The 14,146-nt window shown below is 45.3% G+C and carries 18 protein-coding genes and 1 tRNA gene; 12 read left to right on the plus strand and 7 right to left on the minus strand.

Going from position 1 to position 14,146, the window contains the following annotated elements:
• The first annotated feature begins 196 nt into the window (after nucleotides 1–196).
• Nucleotides 197–1,120, plus strand: a complete 924-nt coding sequence (locus tag BMZ72_RS07745; protein WP_089806811.1) for an alpha/beta fold hydrolase — start codon at nucleotides 197–199, stop codon at nucleotides 1,118–1,120.
• A 364-nt stretch (nucleotides 1,121–1,484) separates the two neighbouring features.
• Here the strand turns inward: BMZ72_RS07745 and BMZ72_RS07750 are convergent, their stop codons facing one another.
• The 3 genes from BMZ72_RS07750 to BMZ72_RS07760 are packed head-to-tail and all read right to left on the minus strand — an operon-like array spanning nucleotide 1,485 to nucleotide 3,652.
• Complete coding sequence (locus tag BMZ72_RS07750; RefSeq protein ID WP_089806813.1) at nucleotides 1,485–2,243, minus strand: SDR family NAD(P)-dependent oxidoreductase; 759 nt, start codon at nucleotides 2,241–2,243, stop codon at nucleotides 1,485–1,487.
• Between the two features lie 12 nt (nucleotides 2,244–2,255).
• The gene (locus BMZ72_RS07755; RefSeq protein WP_089806815.1) at nucleotides 2,256–2,885 is read right to left on the minus strand and encodes an NADPH-dependent F420 reductase; all 630 of its coding nucleotides are present in this window, start codon (nucleotides 2,883–2,885) and stop codon (nucleotides 2,256–2,258) included.
• Nucleotides 2,886–2,899: 14 nt separating this feature from the next.
• On the minus strand, nucleotides 2,900–3,652 hold the full coding sequence (locus tag BMZ72_RS07760; RefSeq protein ID WP_089806818.1) for a glucose 1-dehydrogenase: 753 nt from the start codon (nucleotides 3,650–3,652) through the stop codon (nucleotides 2,900–2,902).
• Nucleotides 3,653–3,756: 104 nt separating this feature from the next.
• Here BMZ72_RS07760 and BMZ72_RS07765 point away from each other — a divergent pair, with 104 nt between their 5' ends.
• From BMZ72_RS07765 to BMZ72_RS07800, 9 genes are all read left to right on the plus strand, one after another.
• Entirely contained in the window at nucleotides 3,757–4,119 is a 363-nt protein-coding gene (locus BMZ72_RS07765) for a winged helix-turn-helix transcriptional regulator (RefSeq protein ID WP_089806820.1), read from the plus strand.
• A 167-nt stretch (nucleotides 4,120–4,286) separates the two neighbouring features.
• Nucleotides 4,287–5,201, plus strand: coding sequence for a helix-turn-helix domain-containing protein (locus BMZ72_RS07770; protein ID WP_089806822.1), 915 nt, complete (start codon nucleotides 4,287–4,289; stop codon nucleotides 5,199–5,201).
• 226 nt (nucleotides 5,202–5,427) lie between these two features.
• Nucleotides 5,428–6,033: an SDR family NAD(P)-dependent oxidoreductase gene (locus tag BMZ72_RS07775; protein WP_089806823.1), complete on the plus strand. Its 606-nt coding sequence runs from the start codon at nucleotides 5,428–5,430 to the stop codon at nucleotides 6,031–6,033.
• A gap of 100 nt (nucleotides 6,034–6,133) precedes the next feature.
• Nucleotides 6,134–6,979 carry an oxidoreductase gene (locus BMZ72_RS07780; protein WP_089806826.1) on the plus strand — a complete coding sequence of 282 codons (846 nt, stop codon included), beginning with the start codon at nucleotides 6,134–6,136 and terminating at the stop codon, nucleotides 6,977–6,979.
• A gap of 85 nt (nucleotides 6,980–7,064) precedes the next feature.
• Nucleotides 7,065–7,226 (plus strand): nuclear transport factor 2-like protein, encoded by a 162-nt coding sequence (locus BMZ72_RS36505; protein ID WP_177222720.1) that lies wholly within the window; start codon nucleotides 7,065–7,067, stop codon nucleotides 7,224–7,226.
• Nucleotides 7,227–7,371: 145 nt separating this feature from the next.
• Complete coding sequence (locus tag BMZ72_RS07785; RefSeq protein ID WP_089806828.1) at nucleotides 7,372–7,791, plus strand: energy transducer TonB; 420 nt, start codon at nucleotides 7,372–7,374, stop codon at nucleotides 7,789–7,791.
• Between the two features lie 140 nt (nucleotides 7,792–7,931).
• Entirely contained in the window at nucleotides 7,932–8,111 is a 180-nt protein-coding gene (locus tag BMZ72_RS07790; RefSeq protein WP_089806830.1) for a hypothetical protein, read from the plus strand.
• Between the two features lie 151 nt (nucleotides 8,112–8,262).
• On the plus strand, nucleotides 8,263–8,817 hold the full coding sequence (locus BMZ72_RS07795) for a hypothetical protein (protein ID WP_089806832.1): 555 nt from the start codon (nucleotides 8,263–8,265) through the stop codon (nucleotides 8,815–8,817).
• 91 nt (nucleotides 8,818–8,908) lie between these two features.
• Complete coding sequence (locus tag BMZ72_RS07800) at nucleotides 8,909–10,735, plus strand: glycoside hydrolase family 2 protein (protein WP_089807300.1); 1,827 nt, start codon at nucleotides 8,909–8,911, stop codon at nucleotides 10,733–10,735.
• A gap of 46 nt (nucleotides 10,736–10,781) precedes the next feature.
• Here the strand turns inward: BMZ72_RS07800 and BMZ72_RS07805 are convergent.
• Nucleotides 10,782–10,855: transfer RNA gene (locus BMZ72_RS07805), tRNA-Arg, on the minus strand.
• A 106-nt stretch (nucleotides 10,856–10,961) separates the two neighbouring features.
• Entirely contained in the window at nucleotides 10,962–11,300 is a 339-nt protein-coding gene (locus BMZ72_RS07810; RefSeq protein ID WP_089807301.1) for a nuclear transport factor 2 family protein, read from the minus strand.
• A 208-nt stretch (nucleotides 11,301–11,508) separates the two neighbouring features.
• Here BMZ72_RS07810 and BMZ72_RS07815 point away from each other — a divergent pair, with 208 nt between their 5' ends.
• On the plus strand, nucleotides 11,509–12,258 hold the full coding sequence (locus BMZ72_RS07815) for a hypothetical protein (protein ID WP_143087638.1): 750 nt from the start codon (nucleotides 11,509–11,511) through the stop codon (nucleotides 12,256–12,258).
• Nucleotides 12,259–12,582: 324 nt separating this feature from the next.
• Complete coding sequence (locus BMZ72_RS07820; RefSeq protein ID WP_089806836.1) at nucleotides 12,583–12,960, plus strand: carbohydrate-binding protein; 378 nt, start codon at nucleotides 12,583–12,585, stop codon at nucleotides 12,958–12,960.
• Nucleotides 12,961–13,065: 105 nt separating this feature from the next.
• Here the strand turns inward: BMZ72_RS07820 and BMZ72_RS07825 are convergent, their stop codons facing one another.
• Nucleotides 13,066–13,386 (minus strand): hypothetical protein, encoded by a 321-nt coding sequence (locus tag BMZ72_RS07825; protein WP_089806838.1) that lies wholly within the window; start codon nucleotides 13,384–13,386, stop codon nucleotides 13,066–13,068.
• A gap of 78 nt (nucleotides 13,387–13,464) precedes the next feature.
• Nucleotides 13,465–14,142, minus strand: a complete 678-nt coding sequence (locus BMZ72_RS07830; protein WP_089806840.1) for a DNA-3-methyladenine glycosylase family protein — start codon at nucleotides 14,140–14,142, stop codon at nucleotides 13,465–13,467.
• Nucleotides 14,143–14,146 lie beyond the last annotated feature (4 nt).

The following is a 14,146-nucleotide window of genomic DNA, read 5'->3' on the forward strand; positions in this document are numbered from 1 at the left end:
TCAGTTACTATAATCATTGCAAGAAAAGGATCTGGCATTAATGTAAGGGTTAACGCCGGGGTTAATACCCTGTATTTTTTCGTTTAGGGTACATCCATCGGCACGAAATGTCGCTTTTAACCCTGTAGATGTCGGATCTACCCCTCCACCAACCAGCGATTGTTCACGAGCTTTGTCCTGTCACAAAACACACAATATGACCAGATACCTCATTATTGCCTTTATCGCCGCACTGGCGTCCTGTCAACCGAATCCCAAAGATAGCCGGATCAATGCAGCAACATCAGAGGATACCACCACCCATCAGCAGATAAAACCAGTTGACAGTGGCTATGCAGCCGTAAACGGACTAAAGATGTATTACGAAGTATATGGACAGGGTAAACCCATTGTACTCCTGCACGGCTCTTTTATGAATATACCAATGAACTGGTCACATATCATTCCCCTGCTGGCCGGCAACCGAAAAGTGATCGTAGCAGAAATGCAGGCGCACGGTCGTACCAGAGATATCCCCAGGGCGCTTAGCTACGAAGGCATGGCCGATGATGTATCTGCCCTGCTGAAACAGCTTAAAATTGATAGCGCAGATGTACTGGGCTATAGCATGGGTGGCGGTGTAGCATTCCAGATGGCTATACGGCACCCCGAACAGATACGCCGCCTCGTGATCCTCTCAGGTACTTATGCGCACGATGGCTGGTGGCCGGATGCAGAAGCCAGTTTCAGTACGATGAACGCAGATATGTTCAGAGGCTCTCCGATAGAAAAACAGTACGACAGCCTTGGTAATGATCCCGCCCATTTCGACGACTATATAAAAAAAGTGCTCAGTATGGACGTGAAATCATACGACTGGTCTAAAGAAGCGAAAAACATAAAAGCCCCGATATTCATGGCCATCGGCGATGCAGACGGTGTAAGGTATGAACACGCTTTAGCACTCTTCCGGGCCAAAGGAGGCGGTAAAATGGGCGACATGCATGGACTCCCGAAATCCCGGCTCGCTATCCTGCCTGGAACCACGCATATAGGCATGATGCTGCGGACAGACTGGCTCATCCCAATGGTCACCGATTTCCTGGATTCCGATCTGAATCCGGCACCGCCAATGTTCTGACAGGAATAATACTTTCAATTAAGGCTTCGTCGTAATTTACCTGCGTCAAAAGAAAACGTAGTGATTGAGCAAAGTTGCTTTGGAAGCCAACTTTTTCATTTTCAAAAACATAGCTATGTATGGCATTGTGCAATATTGGTAGTATTATGATAAGCAATACCAGTAGGAGGTATTGTCTGAAGCTATTCTAAAACTAATTCCATCTCAGCATTAAGCCATTTGAAGCAATAAAACCCCTGTATCTTCCGAAACAGGGGTTGAAAGAAACTTATTCTTTGAAAAATTGCTTTAGTGCATTGTTGGGTGAAACAACCGTCAACAAATTATTAGGTTCCATGGTCTTTCATTTTGCAGGCATATGAATTTAAAAACCATACATACCACCCGAAACAGAAATTTGCTCACCGGTGATCCAGGCAGCCTCATCGGAGGCCAGAAAAACAGCAGCCTTCGCGATATCTGAAGGCTGGCCCCTTCGGCCAAGCGGTGTTTTTTCAACAAACATCTTTTCATATTCGCTGCCGGCAGTGACGCCTGCGGCGGCAGCACCTTCTGTGTCCGTAGCGCCCGGTAGAATAGAATTGATCCTAACGTTTTTAACACCCAATTCCTTGGATAAAGCGATAGTGAACGCGTCAAGTGCTGCTTTAGTTGAAGAGTATAACGATGCATTCGGCAGCGGATATTTACTTGCACCGGAACTAATATTAATAATGTTTCCACCCTTATCGCTGAAAAGTTTCAGTGCCGCCTGGATAGTCAATACCGGCCCTAAAACATTTACATTAAAACTTTGGTGAAATGCCTCCACCGAAATCTGTTCAATAGGTGCGTATCCTTGAGCTACCGCATTATTTACTAAAATGTCCAGTGTGCCGAAAGTCTTTTGGGTATTTTCAAATAAGCTTTTTACATCCGCTTCATTCGACACATCGGCCTGTACAGCAATAGCCGTGCCTCCATTATCCGTAATTTCCTTAATTACTTTGTCAGCGCTTTCTTTATTGGTGGCATAATTAACTACAACTTTTGCGCCTGCTGCTGCAAAATGTCTGGCAATCGCTGCGCCTATTCCTTTTGATGCGCCGGTCACTACCGCTACTTTATTTTCTAATTTTTTCATCGTTCCTGTTATTTAAGATTTAAATTTGATCAGGTCTTGGAAGATCAGCTGTCCCCAGGTATTTCCTTGCGCTTGCACCAGCAGTCCACCATCGGTAAGTTTGCCTAATTTGACTGGCGCGAAACCAAGCTTTTCTGCAAGCGTTGCGACCTCCGAAGTCGCGCCTTCATCGTCTCCGGCCAGGAACACGACCCTATTGCCGCCATGTACGGCCGGGTCCTTTTCAAGAACACCAGCGCCCAAATGGTTAAAGCCTTTAATGACTTTCCCGCTGGTGAAAGCCTGCGCTACAAATTTGGCAGAGGCCAACCCTCCCAAATCCTGGGGTGGCACTCCATAGGCATTGGTAACATCAATGATGATCTTTCCGCCCCAGTCGGGCAGCGCTCTCGCAACGTCCGGGTGCGACTCGAAACGTACCGCCAAAAAGATAACGTCCGCCTTAACGGCATCCCCCAGTGTTGCTGGAATGATCTCTTTTCCGATCGCGGCCGCCTCGGCTGCAAAGCTTTCCGGGGTACGTGTGGTAGCAACAGAGACTTCGATGCCTTTACGAACAAATGCTTTAGCCAAGGCCCTGCCGATCTTGCCAAAGCCGATAATGGCATAGCTTTTTACTACATTGTTTTCTGGATTATTCATTTGAGAATTTTATATTATTTAGATAAATAAGTCATGCCACCATCCACCACGAGTTCGGCACCCAACATAAACGAAGAATCTTCAGAGGCTAAAAAAACTGCTGTTTTACCAATATCAGATGGTTGCCCGATCCTGCCGATTGGCATTTGATCAGCAAAATGTTTTTTTACCGCTTCCATTTGCTCTGCGGGAACAAACTTGTCAAATGCAGGGGTATCCGTGGTGCCCGGTGTGATTACATTTGCTCGGATCTGCCTATTCAAAAGATCGCTAGAGAAACCTTTGGCCAAATATATTACCGCCGCTTTTGCAGCGCCATACAGCGTAAAATTCGCATAGGCACGGTGGGCAGCATTAGATCCAATTAAAATGATCGAACCACCGTCATTCATGTAGGGCAGTGCTTTTTGGATCGTGAAGTATACACTTTTCAGGTTTATATCAATAGCCTGATCAAACGCATTTTCATCAAAAGTAGCTACTGTTCCCACCGCTCCGGCACCTGCATTGGCAACGACGGTATCTATCCTGCCGAATTTTTCAGCGGTTTCTGCAAATACTTTTTCCAGGTCAGCCACCTTGGTCACATCGGCGTTAATGGCGATAAAACCATTCCCAAGTTTCGCTGCTGCGTTGTCCAACGTTTCCTGATTTCTGCCGACAATAACTCCCATTGCACCTTCCTTCTTAAATTCCAACGCAATGCCCAAACCTATGCCACTATTACCGCCTGTAATCACCGCTACTTTATTTTTTAATCTGCTCATTTTATTTATCCTTTAATTGTTTCACAAAGTTACCATCGATAGTTTATATTTGTAACCAATAGGATCGAATCTGGTTACTGCGAGGTAACTACAAAATTAAAATCATGAGAGACGAGAGATTTTGCGCTTCGAACTGCTCCTTTACGAGAGCAATTGGCACAATAGGGAATAAATGGAAACCGATTATCATCAATGTAATCGGTACCCGTACCGTACGTTTTGGTCAGATGGATTCAATTATTCCGCATATTTCAAGAAAAGTACTGACCGAACAACTTAAAGAGCTGGAAGAGGACGGGCTGCTAACTAGAATAGCCTATAAGGAACTGCCACCAAGGGTGGATTACCGGTTGTCTGAAAAGGGATTGGCGTTTTTACCAATCCTGGAAAGTATCAAGGAATGGAACCTTAAATATGAGGTTGCTTTAACACCTAAAGAAAATGATAGAATAACTTATTCCAAATAGTGTAAGATCGAAAGCTGACAATACAAAGTTAAAGGCGACGCTCCTTTCATCTGTATCACCCTGCTCAGCAACCCAATCTTTGATTTTCATAAAAAACCCTTTGATTTCGATAAAACAGGCTACCCCATCCCGACTTAATTTTATACCTGATTAAAGAACTATCAAGGATGGACATCGATATAAAACAGATCGTTCTGCTACAGGACATCCCGACTCCCGTCACCCACGAGTCTTTTGAATCCTGGAACATCAAGGTGGTCAACAGAAGTATGATCGATTGTAGCAACTACCTCTCCCCCAACCGGAGAGACTTCTACAAAATACTGTTCATTAATAGCGGCTCAGGTATCTTCAGCATCGGCGTAAACAACTATTATATCGATCAGCCAACAATCCTGTTCCTGCATCCAAACGAGATCATCACCTGGAAAAATCTCTCCGGCCCCTCCACAGGATACTATTCTCTCTTCAAGAAAAGATATGTTGAGGCACACCCGGCATTAAAAGCCGCTATTGAAAAACACCAGCTATTTCATAGTAGCTCCAATAGCATCATTCACCTAAGCAAAGACACCGCCAATGCTATTGACAACTTCTTTATGCAAATGCACCGTCAGGTAGAAAAAGGAGGCGCACTGGCGGAAGATGCCGCTCAGGCTTATCTTCAGCTGATTATGGTAGAAAGTGCAGGAGAAGCTAACTTCCCCGAACCGGAAAGCGTCTCCAACGAGTACAGACATGTACATACCTTCTTCCAGCTCCTGGAACAGGAAGCTTCCAATATCAATATTGATACACCCGTACGCATCAAAACAGCTAAAGAATTTGCCGACCTCCTCTCCCTCCATCCCAATCACCTGAATGCACTGCTGAAAAGACATACCGGACAAAACATCAGCACACATATCAAAACACGATTGCTGGAAGAGAGCAAGGCTTTGCTTCTACAAACAGACTGGCCATTACAAAACATTGGCTATTGTATCGGATTTGCCGATCAGGCAAACTTTACCCAGTTTTTTAAAAAGAGTATTGGTTTAACGCCAAGAGACTTCAGAAAGCACTACGCAGAACGGGTGTAATACGACGATCACTAAAAGTAGCAGGGCTGTCCGTTATAAGCGGACAGCCCTGCTACTTTTACGGCATGATGACAGGCACCTTTGATATTCATAAAAAGACCTTTACTGCGCATAACAACCACCATCCGGCCCCATATTACCTTTGTATCGCAGGCAGGTTATACAACGAATAACTCGCACAGTAACCAGTGATCTTTGAAAATGTGATCTTATAAACACAAACAAAATGGGAAAGAAAGTCTGGCTGATAACAGGTGTAGCACAGGGACTGGTGCATATGACCATCAGGTACCTGCTATCAAAAAAACAACAGGTGATCGTCCTCTCCGGAGACAGTAATGGCTATGATCATGCAACGCGATCCAATCCCGGTCTGGAAGTGATCGAACTCAATCCAGACAGAGAAGAAGACGTACAAAAAGTGATCAGACACATCGCAGCAAAGTATACCGGCATCGACGTAATGATCAACAACGCAGACTTTGGCCTGCTCAACATACCAAAGCAACTCAGCATGAAAGAAGTGTCACAGATCGGGAAACAACACGTCAATACCACATTAAACATGATCCGGCAGGTATTACCGCTGATGCGTCACAATAGCAATGCACACATCATTAACTTCTCTTCATTAAAGACAGAAAATGAAATGGCGCTGCTACCAATAGAGATCATCAGGACATCCGTACTCGATCACTTCTGTAATATCCTCGGCCAGTATACACAGGACATCGGTATAAGATCCACCCTGGTAGCACCAGGTTCGCTATTCACCGGTATACCAACGGTCCCTTCCGAATTACTTTCCCTGGGAGATGAACTTGTAAACTAAAGGCAATACGCGTCTTTGAAATTCATAAATAGTCCTTTATTCTCAATAAGGACGCCCTGACAAACGACACCGAAATTTGTATAAAATAAATTCAAAAACAATGAGCACAAACAAAGTATGGTTTATCACCGGAGCATCAAGAGGCTTCGGTCTGGAAATCACAAAAGCAGCATTAGCAGCCGGAGATAAAGTTGTTGGCACCGTTCGCAGTCAGCCGGAAAAACTGTCTGCTGAACTGAACCACCCCAACTTCCAGGCAGTAATACTTGACGTAACAAACGAAGCACAGGCAATAGAAGCCGCCGGCAAAACGATCGAACTGTTTGGCAGAATAGATGTCCTCGTAAACAATGCAGGATTCGGCCTCCTCAGCGCTGTTGAAGAAGGTACCGATAAAGAGGTACGTCATATGTACGATACCAACGTATTCGGTCTCCTGCATGTAACACGTGCATTCCTGCCTTACATGCGTCAGCAGAAAGCTGGTCATATCATTAACATTACTTCCGTCGGCGGACTCGCATCAGCTGCCGGCTGGGGTCTCTACGCGTCCACCAAATTTGCAGTAGAAGGTATCAACGAAGCACTCGCTGATGAACTGAGACCACTGGGCATCTTCGCTACAGCAGTAGAACCAGGTTATTTCCGTACCAACTTCCTGGATGGCACCTCCCTGACCAGCGCCGCAAAAGTGATCACTGACTATAGTGAAACATCCGGTAAAATGCGTGACATCGTACCACAGGTTAGCTACAACCAGCCCGGCGATCCGGTTAAACTGGCACAGGCAATTATTAAACTGGCTGCTGCTAAAAATCCGCCGGTACACCTGCCATTGGGTAAGGATACCCTGTTCTACTTCAATCAGAAAATGGAGAAATTCAACGCAGAGATTGAAGAATGGCATGAGGTCATCACCAGCACCGACCATGATGATGTAAAATAGTTCAAACCGGAAAACAACCAATGGTACACACAAAAGGATCACGCCCACCGTAAGAGGTATATATGCCGACGGAGATATCGTCATCGTGCTCTGGGATGGACAGGCGACAACCATTGAAAACACACCATATAACGCAACTTATGCCTGGTTTATGGAAATGCATGACGGTAAGATAACAAAAGTCACCGCCTTCCTGGATAATATCAAATTCGCAAACGTCATGAAGCTGGTTACCCCGCAGGAATAAATGATAAACGGGAATCTTTCCCATCCGTGATAACAGGCCATTACGGCCGGAATCTGGTCAACACTTTGTGATTGGCCAGATTTCTTTTTTATTATGTATCATACACCGGCGAAACTATCCTACCTTCACAGGAAACAACGCAAAGATGTTGGCTACATTGTTATTGTTTGCAGTCCTCAGCAGTGATCAACCTGCCGTGACCAATATATCCCCCTATACGAGCTGCGAAAATCGTATCGACACGCCCAAAGCGATCTCTTTTCTCCACGTAGACGAGCTCCCGGAATATCCGGGAGGAAGTCAGGCTCTGCAGACATTCATCGACAAAAATCTTAGCTGGCCACAGGCAGATATCTGCTTCGAGGGTAGATTGATCGTATCATTTGTTATAGAAGAAAATGGCCGGCCATCCAACGTAAAGATCACTAACTTTCAATTGGATCCATTTGAGCGCGAAGTAAGAAAGATGTTCAATCGCATGCCGCGATGGACACCAGGCAGGAACAATAAAAAAACAGTACGCACTTTATTATACATACCTATCGATTACCGGATCAGAGAATAGCTGTATGATTTCCTCAATATCACCAGCTCCAGCCACTGATGCTATCGCTATTGTTCAAACACCTCACAAAGGTCCTGTAAATGGGAATACCTATTTTTACCGTACGCTTTAACCCGGTCAAAAAATGATAAACACCCTGTATGATAAGTAAAACTAAGATCACCCTCAACCTCGGGGGACTCGTCCTTTTTAACCCGCAGGTGCTGAACCAGTTTGTAACAGATAACGGCATCACTGACCAGGACCTCTTACAATACTTCAACGAATACCCAGAAACAGGTAATAAAGCAATATCACAAGGGATCATCATACCCGTTTAACTGTGGTTATGAGTTTCTTTTACAAAAGGTAACTATCTTGCCGGAGATACCTGCTATCGATATTGATTCCTTCAACTTCAAAGTAGACGGTTTCGTTGAAGATTCACGGTAAGCAGTTATCCTGCCTTTTTAATCAATATTTCAATAAATTATGAGCCTGATAAAATTTGATGAAGTCCTCAATGACCTGGTAGATTATTTTCTGTTAGGAGATCCATTCCTGCTGATGGACTTCAAGAACGAACTCCATTTGCCAGATGACCTGATCACACATTTTACGATCAGTACTGACGGAGACCGTATAGTAGAAGATGGTGTGATGATCCCCCTGGCACGCATTGAAAACTACCCTTATACGGTATACTTTAACCAGACCGGCACTCCTGAACTGCTGAAGGAAGGTAATCGCCTCCAACTGAGACAAGACGGTTATAAACTATTGGTAAAATATGGTACGATCTACCTTTTCACCATACCATATATCCGAAAGTTCACAGCAGAAACACTTGATAAACTCGTGCTGCACAGAAGCACAAAGCTATCCCTACCCAATGGCTGGTATGAAGTATCCATCCTCGGAGGCGAGTCAAAACAGGACAACGGTATGGAACCTACCCTTGAGTTTATGATCCGCGCAGTGGCCTCAGAACCAGCGTATACAGCAGATACGAACTTCGAATATAAGATCCATGCATCTGAATATTAAAGAGCTCGTAGCAGCGATCAAACGCAATTAAATTTTGAAGGAAAAAAATGTATTTTGTCAGGAGCATAACCTTGACAAACATATATTTATAATGAAAACAAGAAACTGCCTGCTTTTTTTAGGCGCCATGCTGTTCCATGGAGTCCTTGTTAAGCAATCCTTCGCCCAGGACCCTAAGCTACCAACCCAATGGACAAAGGCTGCAATGGCATCTGCCACACCATTCCCGGAATATCCCCGGCCGCAGCTGGAGCGAAAACAATGGATGAGTTTAAACGGGAAATGGGACTACATAGGTGGCAAACAGACTGCCAGTGCCCTCAACCCCGCTAAACCGATTGTTTTTAGTGATAAGACAGAAAAGATCCTGGTCCCTTACTGTCCGGAGTCCGTACTTTCAGGAATCGGGCGTGACCTGGAAACAAACATGTGGTACCACCGAACCTTCGACCTTCCTTCAACCTGGAACGGTAAACAGGTAATCCTCAACTTTGATGCGGTAGATCATGATGCCACAGTATTTGTCAATGGAGAAAAAGCCGGTACACACGCCGGTGGTTATACCTCTTTTCATTTAAATATTACCAGATTCCTCAAAGCAGGTACCAATACCATCATCGTTGCGGCACATGACCCCAATGATGGCAGAACGCCATCTGGTAAGAATGGCCCGCGCGGAGATTATACCTTTACCTCAGGTATCTGGCAAAGCGTATGGCTGGAACCTGTCAGCGAACAGTACATCAAAAACATCCGCCTGCTCCCCGATCTCGTTAACAACAGACTCGAAGTATGGGTCGATGCAGCACCTGCACAGGTAAAAGCGACTGCCCTGGATGGTAAAAAAGTAGTAGCAGAAGCAACAGGAAAAACCGGAACGAAACTATTTATTCCAATAAAAGACCCAAAACTATGGTCGCCGGAAGACCCGTTCCTATACGATCTGAAAATAGCACTGACCGACAGCAAAGGCAATGTCACCGACGAGATCAGCAGCTATTTTGGTATGCGCGATATTAAGCTGGGTAACGTGAACGGTGTGGTAAGACCTTTGTTGAATAACAAATTTGTGATGCAGGTAGGCTTACTGGATCAGGGCTACTGGCCCGACGGTATCCTCACAGCACCCACTGAGGAAGCTCTCAAATACGATATTGAGTTTACCAAAAAAGCCGGCTTTAACCTGATCAGAAAACACATGAAAACAGAGCCCAAACGATTCTACTATTGGGCAGATAAACTTGGTTTGCTGGTATGGCAGGACATGCCCGCTATCTGGTATCAAAATGAAGACACAGCAAGGAACAGAAGTACTTTCCGGAAGGAATTACATGCTATGATCGACGATCTTTATAATTCGCCATCTATCGTTACCTGGGTACCATTCAATGAGAACTGGGGTGCTTTTGACGTAAAAGAGATCACCGATTGGGTAAAGCAACTCGATCCGTCAAGACTGGTAAATGGTAATTCCGGCTTTAACAACAACCCCGGTTACCAAAAGGCAGCAGGAGATCCGGGCAATGGAGACTTCGTAGATACACATATTTATGTCGGTCCTTATGATGCCTCCCAACCTGATGGTAAACGTGCAGCTTCATTAGGTGAGTTTGGTGGTGTCGGATTGTTCGTCCGCGGACATATGTGGCCGGTTGAAAATAATGCTTATGCATACGAACCTACTAAAGACAGATTAACCGACAGATATGTACTCCTCATGGACCAGGTCGAGCAACTGATGAGATATAAAGGTCTAAGCATTGCAGTATATACACAAACCACCGATGTGGAACATGAAGTGAATGGTATGCTGACCTACGACAGAGCCTTTGAAAAAATGGATATTGAGAGAGTGAAGGCAGTAAACGAAGCAGTCATCAAAGCAGGGAATGAATTAAATCAACCGCGTTCAAAGTAACCATAAATGAAAAGAGGATAATTACAATGTAATTATCCTCTTTTTGTGACCTCGTCTGGATTCAAACCAGAAACCTTCTGATCCGTAGTCAGATGCTCTATTCAGTTGAGCTACGAAGCCATTCCCGTTTTGGGATTGCAAAGATGCACAAAAAATTTAAACTTCCAAAAATAATTTAAAAATAGATCTGGCGTGTAGTCGTAGTATATAGTGATGCGCCCCGTTTCTAATGTAGAAGATCAGCCTTTACAAAAGCTATTTTACCTGCTTTGAAGGTAAGGTCAAAGGTCCCTCCGATATTGCCTTCAGGAAAATCACCCGCAAAAGCAACTTCCACATATGCATGTGTTGCATCCAAAATAACGACGTCCACTAACGCAGTCTGCGTATTGTAGCCGATGAAGTAGCTGTCAAAATAATTACCGATACCTTTATGCCCCTCAAACCTCCTTCCAACAGAGGGATCGTCCAATACTGCATCCGGGAGGTAAAAGTCCAGGTATTGAGCGGTATCATATGCATTTGCTGCCGCTATCCAGCGTGCTATCAGTTTTCTAATGTCCATAAGTTTCTTTTTTTGTATATGCCGCCAGGTGCTTACTGCAACAAGTTGCATCTCATCGCGACAGAACAAAATTGCCCCTTTTGAAGAAGATCCGATTCGCCGGACTGGCAAAGTTTGTATCCATATTGGTAGGACTGAAAGTGCACAAAAGCACAGCCATCCCTCAGCAGTAGATTATCTTATATTTACAAAGCACCAAAATATTTCTATGGCAAAACAAACATCCATCATGACCTTTACCGGTAAACTCGGTAATGTGATCGGCTACCAGCGCAGGGGCGAATATTTCCTGCGTCGTATGCCTGAAATCGTACACCAGACCATCGCTACCCAGCAGGCAGCAAAACGTTTCGGCATCGCCAGCCAGAGAGCAGCGCTCATCCGCCATGCTGTCTACTCTCATCTTGATATCCGCAATGACAGCAATCATGTCAACCGTCTCAATAAACTGCTCATCAGGGCTGCCGGTAACACAGGCGACATAACCGGCTTCAGGTTTAATCAGCATACCAGCATAAACCGCTTCTTCAGCGTGGCGCCTAAATTGTTCCGGGATGGCAGATTACACCTTCCCTCACAGTATATCGCCTGTTATCAGGGCATTACAGCGCTGGAGGTAAAAGTAATAGCCGTCCGCGTCAATTTCGTTACCCGTCAGGTTACCGGCACTGATGCAATAGTTATGACAATTGATCCTTCAGTACCCTTCAACGGCACAGACATACCACTGGACGTACCCGGCAACGGCACCCTAATCGTTACCTTACAGGTCAGAGGTATCCACCAGGACGGTGCAAGCAATAACCGGCGATATCTGGCAGCCGATATCGTCGCCGTAATGGACCAGGAACGCCCAAAAAGCCGTTATACGCGTACCTATCCAAAACGGACCAGATACAAAGCTGCTAAAGCATTTGTTCCCGCTTACATTCCCCTGACCACCATTCAACGGGAATAAATCCCATGCCAGCGAAATCTATTTTGGTGCACCACCCTATCCATTGAATACCAACAATACCGTTAGATGCCTACTACTACAGATCCCTTCTGTTGCCGTACCCGTATTGCCCTTATGCTCCAGCGCACCCACAATTATCAGTAATATCATAAAAATCAGCCAGGAAAGCATTCCCTGATCAAGTCCACCTCTCTACCAGTTATACAGCATGTATATAGTATCATTCCGTTACCTCCCCGACTACCTATCGCCCATTTTATAGGCATCCTTCATTGCAAGGTGGCCGCAGTGGATAGCTGTAACTTCATTAAAAATCCTCTTGCCATGCCCCTCAAAATGCCAATTATCGCATATGCGATTGCTACCACGTTATTCTCACAACAAAGCTTTACAGCATCACCCGAAAGTAAGCCAGTAGAAGCCTATAACACCAAAAGCCCGGCCACACCACTTTATGACAAAACACCTGAATGGATCTCCTGGCAGACTTACTACACCGGCACTGATCTGCTTTCCTCAAAAACTGACATCGGACCTTGTGACACCGCATCCGAATGGGCATCAGCTACTGCTTATGCAAGTGGCAGTTATGTGAAATACAATGGAAAGCTCTTTCGTGCCAGACACTGGACACAGGGAGATACCCCACGCGGATTTGGTATCTGGCCTGATGGTCCATGGGAAGATCTCGGCTATTGCTGATCATCTCCCTGTACGCTGCTGGTCAGATGACACAAGTAACACTGGCCTATGTTTTATCGGAAAGTCGTGTTAATGCTGCGGATGATATGCCCAGATAAGACGCGATTAAATCTGCCGGGACACTCCCAGTAACGCCTGCACTGTAAGCAACTCACTATCAGGATATGCCCTGTCCACGCTGAAATACAGCGGGAGCAGATGAGGGTATCTCATGTCACCAGGACCCAGAAACGGGAACAACTCGTCATTGGCAACCACCAGGTGCCCCAACAAATAACTGGCCCTGTTTTTACCGGACGTAACCTCCTGTTGATAGAAATGCTCATCATACGCCGCAAAGAATTTCACAATCTGCCCATTGTGCTGCCTGAATTTGTGGATGATCAGATCAACCGACTGATCATACTGAGAACTGCTTTTGTTCATCGTAAGGAAGGGTGAGCAGCTACGGAGTTGTAGCTAAAGCTGTGGGACTAAAATCGGAATCCAGGAAAGCGGGGTGGGTCAATCTACTGGTGCAATCTTCTTAGCAGTATTCGATAAATAATAATGCCACAGCATCATGGTAGCAACGGACCTGAAAGGCGCCCATCCCTCACTGATTTCAAGCACCTGTTCTCTTGTGGTGGAAACGGGCAGTTGTTTCAGACGTTTCAAGGCATTGACTGCCGCAAGGTCGCCAACCGGAAAGATATCCACCCGCTGTAATACAAACATGAGATAAACATCAATAGTCCAGTTGCCAATTCCTTTCAGACTGATCAGCTTACTGCGTACTTCATCATCGGATAGCTGCTTCAGCATCTCAAGATTGATCTCTCCTCCTCTTATGGCCTGGGCCAGTCCCCTGATATAAACGGTCTTTTGACGGCTTACAAAACACGCCCTCATTTCCTCATCACTCAGACTAAGAACCGCATCCGGCGTGAGTTGAATTGTTCTTTCTCTCAATTTATTCAAAGCAGCCAGTGCAGAAGCAAGCGAAACTTGCTGTTCCAGGATGATATGCACCAGTGCCTCAAAGGTGTTTGCCCTTGTCCACATTGGTGGGTAGCTATAAGTATCCAGAATCGCTTTCAGATCATGATCAGCTCCTGCCAGGTGGTCACATAACTGATGATAGTTTTCAGCATTGAAAGTGGTCGGTATATTATGGGGAAGTGCAGTATTTGTCTTTTTCATTTGT

The organism is Chitinophaga sp. YR627 (assembly GCF_900114995.1).
In the GTDB taxonomy this organism is placed as follows: domain Bacteria; phylum Bacteroidota; class Bacteroidia; order Chitinophagales; family Chitinophagaceae; genus Chitinophaga.

Coding starts and splice junctions, on each gene's coding strand:
- BMZ72_RS07745 (WP_089806811.1), top strand. CDS start 197: ATGACCAGATACCTCATTATTGCCTTTATCGCCGCACTGGCGTCCTGT.
- BMZ72_RS07750 (WP_089806813.1), bottom strand. CDS start 2,243: ATGAAAAAATTAGAAAATAAAGTAGCGGTAGTGACCGGCGCATCAAAA.
- BMZ72_RS07755 (WP_089806815.1), bottom strand. CDS start 2,885: ATGAATAATCCAGAAAACAATGTAGTAAAAAGCTATGCCATTATCGGC.
- BMZ72_RS07760 (WP_089806818.1), bottom strand. CDS start 3,652: ATGAGCAGATTAAAAAATAAAGTAGCGGTGATTACAGGCGGTAATAGT.
- BMZ72_RS07765 (WP_089806820.1), top strand. CDS start 3,757: ATGAGAGACGAGAGATTTTGCGCTTCGAACTGCTCCTTTACGAGAGCA.
- BMZ72_RS07770 (WP_089806822.1), top strand. CDS start 4,287: ATGGACATCGATATAAAACAGATCGTTCTGCTACAGGACATCCCGACT.
- BMZ72_RS07775 (WP_089806823.1), top strand. CDS start 5,428: ATGGGAAAGAAAGTCTGGCTGATAACAGGTGTAGCACAGGGACTGGTG.
- BMZ72_RS07780 (WP_089806826.1), top strand. CDS start 6,134: ATGAGCACAAACAAAGTATGGTTTATCACCGGAGCATCAAGAGGCTTC.
- BMZ72_RS07785 (WP_089806828.1), top strand. CDS start 7,372: ATGTTGGCTACATTGTTATTGTTTGCAGTCCTCAGCAGTGATCAACCT.
- BMZ72_RS07790 (WP_089806830.1), top strand. CDS start 7,932: ATGATAAGTAAAACTAAGATCACCCTCAACCTCGGGGGACTCGTCCTT.
- BMZ72_RS07795 (WP_089806832.1), top strand. CDS start 8,263: ATGAGCCTGATAAAATTTGATGAAGTCCTCAATGACCTGGTAGATTAT.
- BMZ72_RS07800 (WP_089807300.1), top strand. CDS start 8,909: ATGAAAACAAGAAACTGCCTGCTTTTTTTAGGCGCCATGCTGTTCCAT.
- BMZ72_RS07810 (WP_089807301.1), bottom strand. CDS start 11,300: ATGGACATTAGAAAACTGATAGCACGCTGGATAGCGGCAGCAAATGCA.
- BMZ72_RS07815 (WP_143087638.1), top strand. CDS start 11,509: ATGGCAAAACAAACATCCATCATGACCTTTACCGGTAAACTCGGTAAT.
- BMZ72_RS07820 (WP_089806836.1), top strand. CDS start 12,583: ATGCCCCTCAAAATGCCAATTATCGCATATGCGATTGCTACCACGTTA.
- BMZ72_RS07825 (WP_089806838.1), bottom strand. CDS start 13,386: ATGAACAAAAGCAGTTCTCAGTATGATCAGTCGGTTGATCTGATCATC.
- BMZ72_RS07830 (WP_089806840.1), bottom strand. CDS start 14,142: ATGAAAAAGACAAATACTGCACTTCCCCATAATATACCGACCACTTTC.